Source organism: Pseudoalteromonas sp. SG41-2 (assembly GCF_014164535.1).
Taxonomy (GTDB): Bacteria; Pseudomonadota; Gammaproteobacteria; order Enterobacterales; family Alteromonadaceae; genus Pseudoalteromonas; species Pseudoalteromonas rhizosphaerae.
The window spans coordinates 258,759-265,543 of the sequence record NZ_JACJFK010000004.1 but is presented as its reverse complement, the minus strand read 5'-3'; the positions used below and the strand labels follow the sequence as shown (position 1 = coordinate 265,543).

Here is a 6,785-nt window from a genome sequence, read left to right as displayed (position 1 = left end):
AATTATATTCAGTTTTACAATTACAAACGTAGGCATTCTACGCTTAATTATATGACGCCACATCAGAAATATAATGAATTAAAAAATGCCGCTTAGAATCTCTACAGAATTTGTTGACCATTACAAGTTAATGAGTCCAGAGGACGATCTGGAGTTAAGATACGTTCAATCAGTCTATGCACGCTTCACAGCCTAAACCATAATAAACAGCTATGTCCACTTTCTTAAGAACAGCAGGTGTTCGTTTAAGGTGGAACAAACTAACATAATTCTCTCTTAGCAGAATTTAACTTAAATCTAATTACTTCAACATCCTTTAATATATTTCATGTGCACTTTATAACCAATAAATGCTAGCTTAGTGGCAAATTAATTGAAGGAAATAATTATGAAACTTGAGTCTTTAGCGCTGCATCACGGTTATGAATCTGAACCTACAACTAAATCGGCGGCGGTGCCGATTTATAATACCTCATCGTATACGTTTGATAATACTCAGCATGGTGCTGATTTATTTGATTTAAAAGTACCCGGGAATATTTATACCCGTATTATGAACCCGACTAATGCGGTGCTTGAACAGCGTATTGCGGCCATGGAAGGGGGCATTGGTGCGCTTGCTGTGGCCTCTGGTATGGCGGCCATCACTTACGCAATTCAATGTTTATGTGAAGTGGGCACTAATATTGTCAGTACCAGCCAAGTGTATGGTGGTACTTATAACTTATTTGCCCATAGTCTACCTCGCCAAGGTATTGAAGCGCGGATGATTAAAGCGGATGACTTTGCCGGTTTTGAAAACGCGATTGATGAGAATACCCGTGCGGTTTTTTGTGAGTCGATTGGTAACCCTGCAGGGAATATTGTTGATATCGCTCGATTAGCTAAAATAGCCCATAGCAAAGGCGTGCCGCTGATTGTTGATAACACGGTGGCAACGCCGTATTTATGCCGGCCATTTGAGTTGGGTGCCGATATTGTGGTGCATTCGCTTACTAAATATATTAACGGCCATGGTACGGCGATTGGCGGCATAATTGTTGATTCGGGTAAGTTTGACTGGAAAGCCAATGCCACTCGTTTTGCGATGATGAATGAGCCTGATCCGTCGTATCATAATGTGGTTTATACCGATGCTTTTGCTGAAGCGGCGTTTATTGGTCGCTGCCGGGTTGTTCCACTTAGAAATACCGGTGCGGCACTTGCGCCTAAAAACGCCTCTGACATTTTAATTGGTCTTGAAACTTTAGGGCTAAGAATGCAGCGTCACTGTGAAAACGCACAACAGCTTGCTGAATACCTAGAGAATAACCCTAAGGTGCTTTGGGTTAATTACGCGGGGTTAGCTTCAAGTCCCTATAACGCAATGAGTAAAACAACCACTAGTGGCAAAGCGTCTGGTATTTTAAGCTTTGGGATAGCGGGTGGCCTTGAAGCTGGCACTCGCTTTATTGATGCACTGAATATGATTTTACGTTTAGTAAATATCGGTGATGCAAAGTCATTGGCTTGCCACCCAGCATCAACCACGCATCGACAATTAAATGATGAAGAATTGGCGAACGCAGGGGTTAGCCGCGATTTAATTCGTTTATCAGTGGGTATTGAAAACATCGACGATATCATTGCTGATGTAAGCCAAGCGCTCGATAAAGCTTAGTAATGTTAGCTACAGGGGTAAAGCGTGATCCACATTAATGTTTAAACATGCATTTTATGTTTTGCTTGTAAGGTAAGTTTTATTTATGACCTACCGCACAAATTTACGTTTATATTCGTATAATGATTTAAATAAAATGGAGTGCCAGTACATGAAACTATTAATTTTTTTAGGTTCAGTTCGAAAAAGCTCGCCACCTAAGCCGGCACGTCTCGGTGAAAGAGTTGCCAAGGCATGCCAACGCTGTTTGCTTGAGCAATACAGTGACCACGATATTGAACTGATAGATCCGCTAGACTACGATCTGGACCCTATATTTAAACCGCACTTTGCTTATTCACAAGCCGAGGTGCCTAAAAAACTCGATGACCTCGCGGAAAAAATTAAAGCCAGCGATGGTTTTATTATGGTCAGCCCTGAGTACAATCATTCAATGAGTCCAGCATTGGCTAATTTATTAAACCATTTTGGTAGCTCTTTATTTGCTTACAAACCCAGCGTTATTGTTACGTATTCTGCGGGGCAGTGGGGTGGCGTTCGTGCCGCTGTTGGGATGCGCAGTTTTTTAAGTGAGCTTGGGTGTTTGCCGGTGTCGGCTATGATCCATGTGCCAAAAGCGCAAGATGTATTTATTGAAAGTGGTGAAACAAACAAAGAGGCAGAGCAAGCATCATGGCGCGAATATTTTTCGCGGTCGTTTAATCAGTTACTGTGGTGGGCTGAGGCAGCAAGTAAGCAACGCGAGCAGGTTGACCCTAAGCAATTAATTAAAGACTTTAAACGCGACCCGTCGCAACGCAATGCACCTTAATAAGCTATGGGGTATTAGCATCCTCTCTAGGAGTATCTAAAATAGCTTGTTTCTCTTGGTCTGATAAAATGATCCAGTCAAATATTTCGTCGCTAGTTCGGCCGCAGCCGCTGCAATAGCCTTTGAGACGGTGGCATTTCCCAATGCAGTCGGTTTTTAATAGCGATGAACTTTTTTGGGGTGTTGAATTCATAAATCCTTAGCCAAGTAGGCCAACATTTGCTGACCTGTTTTATGGTTTTAATGCTATTTATTTGCTACCGATTTACCTACTTCAAATGAGGTAGACCAAGGCGTCGAGCGAGATAATGTTTTTCCGGTATGAATTGAAATAGCTGGGTTTTTTTCATCAAGTACAAAGGTAGTGCGTAATGAATCAGCAGATTCTTTTTGTTGTTCGTGCCAGTTATTTTGCGCTAAACAAGCTCGGGTGAAATCAACAGCCTTTTGATGAATGGCCACCGCTTGCGTTTGTTCTTGGTAATTATCTTGGCAACGATAAGTCACTGTATCGGCATCCAAAGCACTGATTTGGCATGCTTCACCAACGAGATTGTATTTAGCTGTCCAGGTTTCTGCGTACTTTGTATTCACGCGGGTACGCTTTAACACCTCAAAACGTGAGTCGTAGGCTGCTAATAAACCATTGATTTTTTCACAAGGCGTGAGGTTATCAATACTTGCTTTTTGCTCTGTTGTTAAGCTGCTACAACCTGATAAAATAAGGCCTGTTAATAATACCGATAAATACTTTTTCATAGTGGACTATCCTTTTGTGATAGCTAATCCTTCGTAGTTGCTTAAAGGATACCTAAGGGCTTGAAAAAATGCCATTAAAGACGTGAAAATAAAATCATTGCATGACTTATATCAAACGTTTTTAGCGTAATATTTCAAAATTATTTGCATCAAAACTAAGTATTACTTTAAGCAAACGCGGCCACTTATAGATTTTGAACAGGTACATTTTTTATTGTTACGCTACCTGAACCATCAGCAAGTAAAGTAAAACTGCCTGCTTTGTTAACATAAATGCCACCAGAGCCATCGGTTACTGTGACTTTGCCGACAATGTTTTGCACATCGATATTACCCGACCCATCATGAATAATTACATCACCTTGAGTGTTTGCCAGTTCAATACTGCCCGAGCCGTCATGGATGTTTACACTGTCAGTAATATTGCTCGCAGTGATTGCACCTGAGCCATCTTCAATGGTTAATTGACCCGAAATATTATTGATTATAATTGCGCCAGAACCATCATGAATGCTAGTTTCAGCTGCATTTTCAATCGAGATCTCGCCTGATCCATCGGTAATATCAAGCAAGAATGTTGCTGGTAGCGACACCGTTAGATCTATGCGCGTATGATCTTCACTGTGGTTATCACAATTATTCGCAGTTAATTTTGCTGAGTTGCCACTTTTATCTAAAGTAAGGCAGTAGTTGTCATGCGCTTCATATTGATAAATTTCAGCCTTTACCGTCACAGTGTCGGTATTACTGCCTACGATATGTAAAAAGCCCGAACCTGCTGCAACGTTTAATGCTGATAGTGATTGAGCATCAAGGGTAAGCTTTTTTGTGTCTTGTAGTGTCATCTCGTTATTCCAAGCCAAAGCTTGAGCAGATAGCAGTACAGTGCCAATCAGAGTCAATCGTGTGAATGCGTTAATCATTATTATTCCCTTTCATTTTTGTGGTGTTTTTAGTTTAGTCGTATAGAGCGACTAAAAAGGTTTAAAGGGGATTTGATAATTTTTATTTTAATGCGAAAGTTTGATGCGCTTTGCTTAACTACGGTACATGAATTTACGCCCGAGAAAGTACGAAGTCTTAGGCAACAAAATAATCTTTCCCAACCTGTATTCGCTTGCTATTTTAATGTTAGTGATAACGAGTGAGGAAATGGAACAAGGTGAAAGTAAACCAAGAGACGCAGCGTTAAAAATGCTCTCACTGCCAGAAAATAAAGCTCTTGCAGCAATAGCGTGATTTAGACTTTAAAAGCTGACTTGGATGCAGTCTAGCCTTTCATATTCCGCAGTTGCATTTTCTGTTTTAACTATTTTATTTTAAAAGACTTTTTGCTTGGTATTCAGCGCGGCGCCTCTTAGCCTTTTTGTAAACAACTTACTTAAAGGTCTTTAAACAAAGCGCTGAGCAAACTCAGCGCTTAATAAACAAGAGCAGATAAACTTACTTATGTCTTCCTTGCAAACACGCTACTACGTCTTGTAGCTCTAAGCCTTGGCGCTGTAGCAATACGATTAAGTGATATAACAAATCAGCTGATTCGTTGGTTAGCTCTTCGTTATCATGTTTCATTGCAGCTAAAGCGACCTCAACGCCTTCTTCACCCACTTTTTGACAACTGCGGCTTAAATCTTTAGCAAACAAAGAGGCGGTGTAGCTTTTTTCAGGGTCGTCGTTTTTACGCGATACAATTACTTGCTCAAGCTGCGCTAAGAAGCTTAGGCTTGGTTTTGCAGCATCACCAAAACAACTTTGTGTGCCTAAGTGACACGTTGGCCCAAGCGGGTTAGCCAGCACTAAAATAGAGTCATAGTCGCAATCAGTATGGACAGACACTACTTCTAAGTAATTCTCAGAGGTTTCGCCTTTGGTCCATAAACGGTTTTTTGAACGCGAGTAAAACGTCACTTTTTGCTTTTCAAAGGTGACTTCCAGCGATTCTTGATTCATAAAGCCTTGCATTAAAATAACCCCAGTACGGGCATCTTGCACGATGGCAGGGATCAATTCGCTTTTAGCAAAATCAACTTGGGTAAGATTTTGTTTGGTTAGTTGCATAGTCGCGCCGCCACTTGGTTATCTATTAAATATTGTTTTAATTCGCCGATGTTGATCACATTTTTGTGAAATACGCTGGCTGCCAGTGCGCCATCAACGTGGCTTTGTTTAAATACATCGACAAAATCTTGCATGGTGCCAGCACCACCTGAGGCGATAAGAGGAATATCACACAAAGCACGCATTTTAGACAGCTGCTGGTTATCGTAGCCATTGCGTACGCCATCTTGGTTCATGCAGTTGAGTACGATTTCGCCTGCGCCTAAGTCTTGCACGCGTTTTACCCATTCTTGCGTTTTATAACGGGTGCGGCTTGACGCATTAGGATCGCCAGTAAGCTGATACACTAAATATTCGCCAGTTACTTCATCGTAAAAGCTATCAATGCCGACAACGACACATTGTTTACCAAACTCATCATGTAGTTCTTTGATAAGCTCAGGGCGGGCAATAGCAGGGCTGTTTATACTGATTTTATCAGCGCCGCGTTCTAATACGCGTGCTGCATCAGCCACTGATTTAATACCACCTGCAACACAAAATGGAATATCAATATGACGTGCTATGCTCTCTACCCAGTTTACATCGAGAAGGCGTTTTTCAACACTGGCGCTAATTTCATAAAATACCAGTTCGTCAGCACCAGCTTCGCTATACGCTTTAGCCATTGTTAATATGTCGCCAACCACTTCGTGGCCTTTAAATTTAACGCCTTTGACTACTTGGCCGTCTTTAACGTCTAAACACGGGATTATGCGTTTTGATAACATGCCAACGCCTCCTCTACATTAAATGCGCCATCAAGCAGTGACTTACCTAATATAACACCGCCTACGCCAAGCTCTTTGAGCTTTTTAATGTCATCAAGCGAGCTTACACCCCCAGAGGCTTGTACTTTAATATTGCTGTTGTGTTTTATTAAGTCTTCATATAATGCAAATGAAGGACCAGTCATGGTGCCGTCTTTACTGATGTCCGTGCATAGAAAATCAATTACACCCAGTGCTACATAAAAATCGACTAATTCAAATAAGCCGAATTCTGATTCACTTAACCAACCGTGGGTGGCAGGTGCCCAGCCATTGTCGGTTTTATTAACGTCGAGGGCGATAACAAAGTGCTTGGCACCGAATTTTTCAATCCAGCTTTTTACTTCATCACGTTTTTCAACCGCCATAGAGCCAATTACTACTTGGTTAGCACCGGCTTTAAGCCAGTCGCTTACGTCTTGTTCAGTACGAATACCGCCACCAACTTGATACGGTACGTTAAGTACTTTGGTGGCTGCTTGAATGTGTTGCCATTGTTTTTTATTAGGATCGCGTGCGCCTTCTAAATCAACAAGGTGTAATTTACCTGCGCCGCTTTGTGCATACTCTTGTAAGCGTGCACCAAGCTCAAACGGGTAAAACTGTGCAGTATCGTATTTACCTTGATATAAGCGCACAATTTGATTTTGTAATATATCTAATGCTGGAATAATCACTTGAATTCTCT

The 6,785-nt window shown here is 41.4% G+C and carries 9 protein-coding genes; 3 read left to right on the top strand and 6 right to left on the bottom strand.

All coding sequences use genetic code 11. From position 1 onward, the window contains the following. The 3 genes from H5186_RS23365 to H5186_RS05075 form a co-directional block, all read left to right on the top strand. Positions 1-96 (top strand): IS3 family transposase (locus tag H5186_RS23365; protein ID WP_404936146.1); only part of this gene is annotated, 96 nt, incomplete at its 5' end. A gap of 292 nt (positions 97-388) precedes the next feature. Continuing rightward, a complete protein-coding gene (locus H5186_RS05080) occupies positions 389-1,660 on the top strand; it encodes an O-acetylhomoserine aminocarboxypropyltransferase/cysteine synthase family protein (protein ID WP_145235791.1) in 1,272 nt (423 codons plus the stop codon). A gap of 151 nt (positions 1,661-1,811) precedes the next feature. Next, a complete protein-coding gene (locus H5186_RS05075) occupies positions 1,812-2,471 on the top strand; it encodes an NADPH-dependent FMN reductase (protein ID WP_182794203.1) in 660 nt (219 codons plus the stop codon). Between the two features lie 4 nt (positions 2,472-2,475). Here H5186_RS05075 and H5186_RS05070 read toward each other — a convergent pair whose 3' ends face one another. The 6 genes from H5186_RS05070 to H5186_RS05045 form a co-directional block, all read right to left on the bottom strand. Continuing rightward, positions 2,476-2,664: a DUF1289 domain-containing protein gene (locus H5186_RS05070; RefSeq protein WP_149980198.1), complete on the bottom strand. Its 189-nt coding sequence runs from the start codon at positions 2,662-2,664 to the stop codon at positions 2,476-2,478. 53 nt (positions 2,665-2,717) lie between these two features. Next, positions 2,718-3,230, bottom strand: coding sequence for a hypothetical protein (locus H5186_RS05065; RefSeq protein ID WP_145235753.1), 513 nt, complete (start codon positions 3,228-3,230; stop codon positions 2,718-2,720). 185 nt (positions 3,231-3,415) lie between these two features. Beyond that, the gene (locus H5186_RS05060; protein WP_182794202.1) at positions 3,416-4,153 is read right to left on the bottom strand and encodes a hypothetical protein; all 738 of its coding nucleotides are present in this window, start codon (positions 4,151-4,153) and stop codon (positions 3,416-3,418) included. 520 nt (positions 4,154-4,673) lie between these two features. Further along, the gene (gene hisIE / locus H5186_RS05055; RefSeq protein WP_145235744.1) at positions 4,674-5,288 is read right to left on the bottom strand and encodes a bifunctional phosphoribosyl-AMP cyclohydrolase/phosphoribosyl-ATP diphosphatase HisIE; all 615 of its coding nucleotides are present in this window, start codon (positions 5,286-5,288) and stop codon (positions 4,674-4,676) included. After that, complete coding sequence (gene hisF, locus H5186_RS05050; protein WP_182740262.1) at positions 5,279-6,058, bottom strand: imidazole glycerol phosphate synthase subunit HisF; 780 nt, start codon at positions 6,056-6,058, stop codon at positions 5,279-5,281. The genes hisIE and hisF overlap by 10 nt, the downstream gene beginning before the upstream one ends. Then, positions 6,040-6,774, bottom strand: coding sequence for a 1-(5-phosphoribosyl)-5-[(5-phosphoribosylamino)methylideneamino] imidazole-4-carboxamide isomerase (locus H5186_RS05045; protein ID WP_182761066.1), 735 nt, complete (start codon positions 6,772-6,774; stop codon positions 6,040-6,042). Before H5186_RS05045 ends, hisF begins: the two co-directional genes overlap by 19 nt. Positions 6,775-6,785: the final 11 nt, after the last annotated feature.

Excerpts from the sequence above, each read along its gene's own strand:
- H5186_RS05070 (WP_149980198.1), bottom strand. The coding sequence starts at position 2,664 with ATGAATTCAACACCCCAAAAAAGTTCATCGCTATTAAAAACCGACTGC.
- H5186_RS05065 (WP_145235753.1), bottom strand. The coding sequence starts at position 3,230 with ATGAAAAAGTATTTATCGGTATTATTAACAGGCCTTATTTTATCAGGT.
- H5186_RS05080 (WP_145235791.1), top strand. The coding sequence starts at position 389 with ATGAAACTTGAGTCTTTAGCGCTGCATCACGGTTATGAATCTGAACCT.
- H5186_RS05075 (WP_182794203.1), top strand. The coding sequence starts at position 1,812 with ATGAAACTATTAATTTTTTTAGGTTCAGTTCGAAAAAGCTCGCCACCT.
- hisF (WP_182740262.1), bottom strand. The coding sequence starts at position 6,058 with ATGTTATCAAAACGCATAATCCCGTGTTTAGACGTTAAAGACGGCCAA.
- hisIE (WP_145235744.1), bottom strand. The coding sequence starts at position 5,288 with ATGCAACTAACCAAACAAAATCTTACCCAAGTTGATTTTGCTAAAAGC.
- H5186_RS05060 (WP_182794202.1), bottom strand. The coding sequence starts at position 4,153 with ATGATTAACGCATTCACACGATTGACTCTGATTGGCACTGTACTGCTA.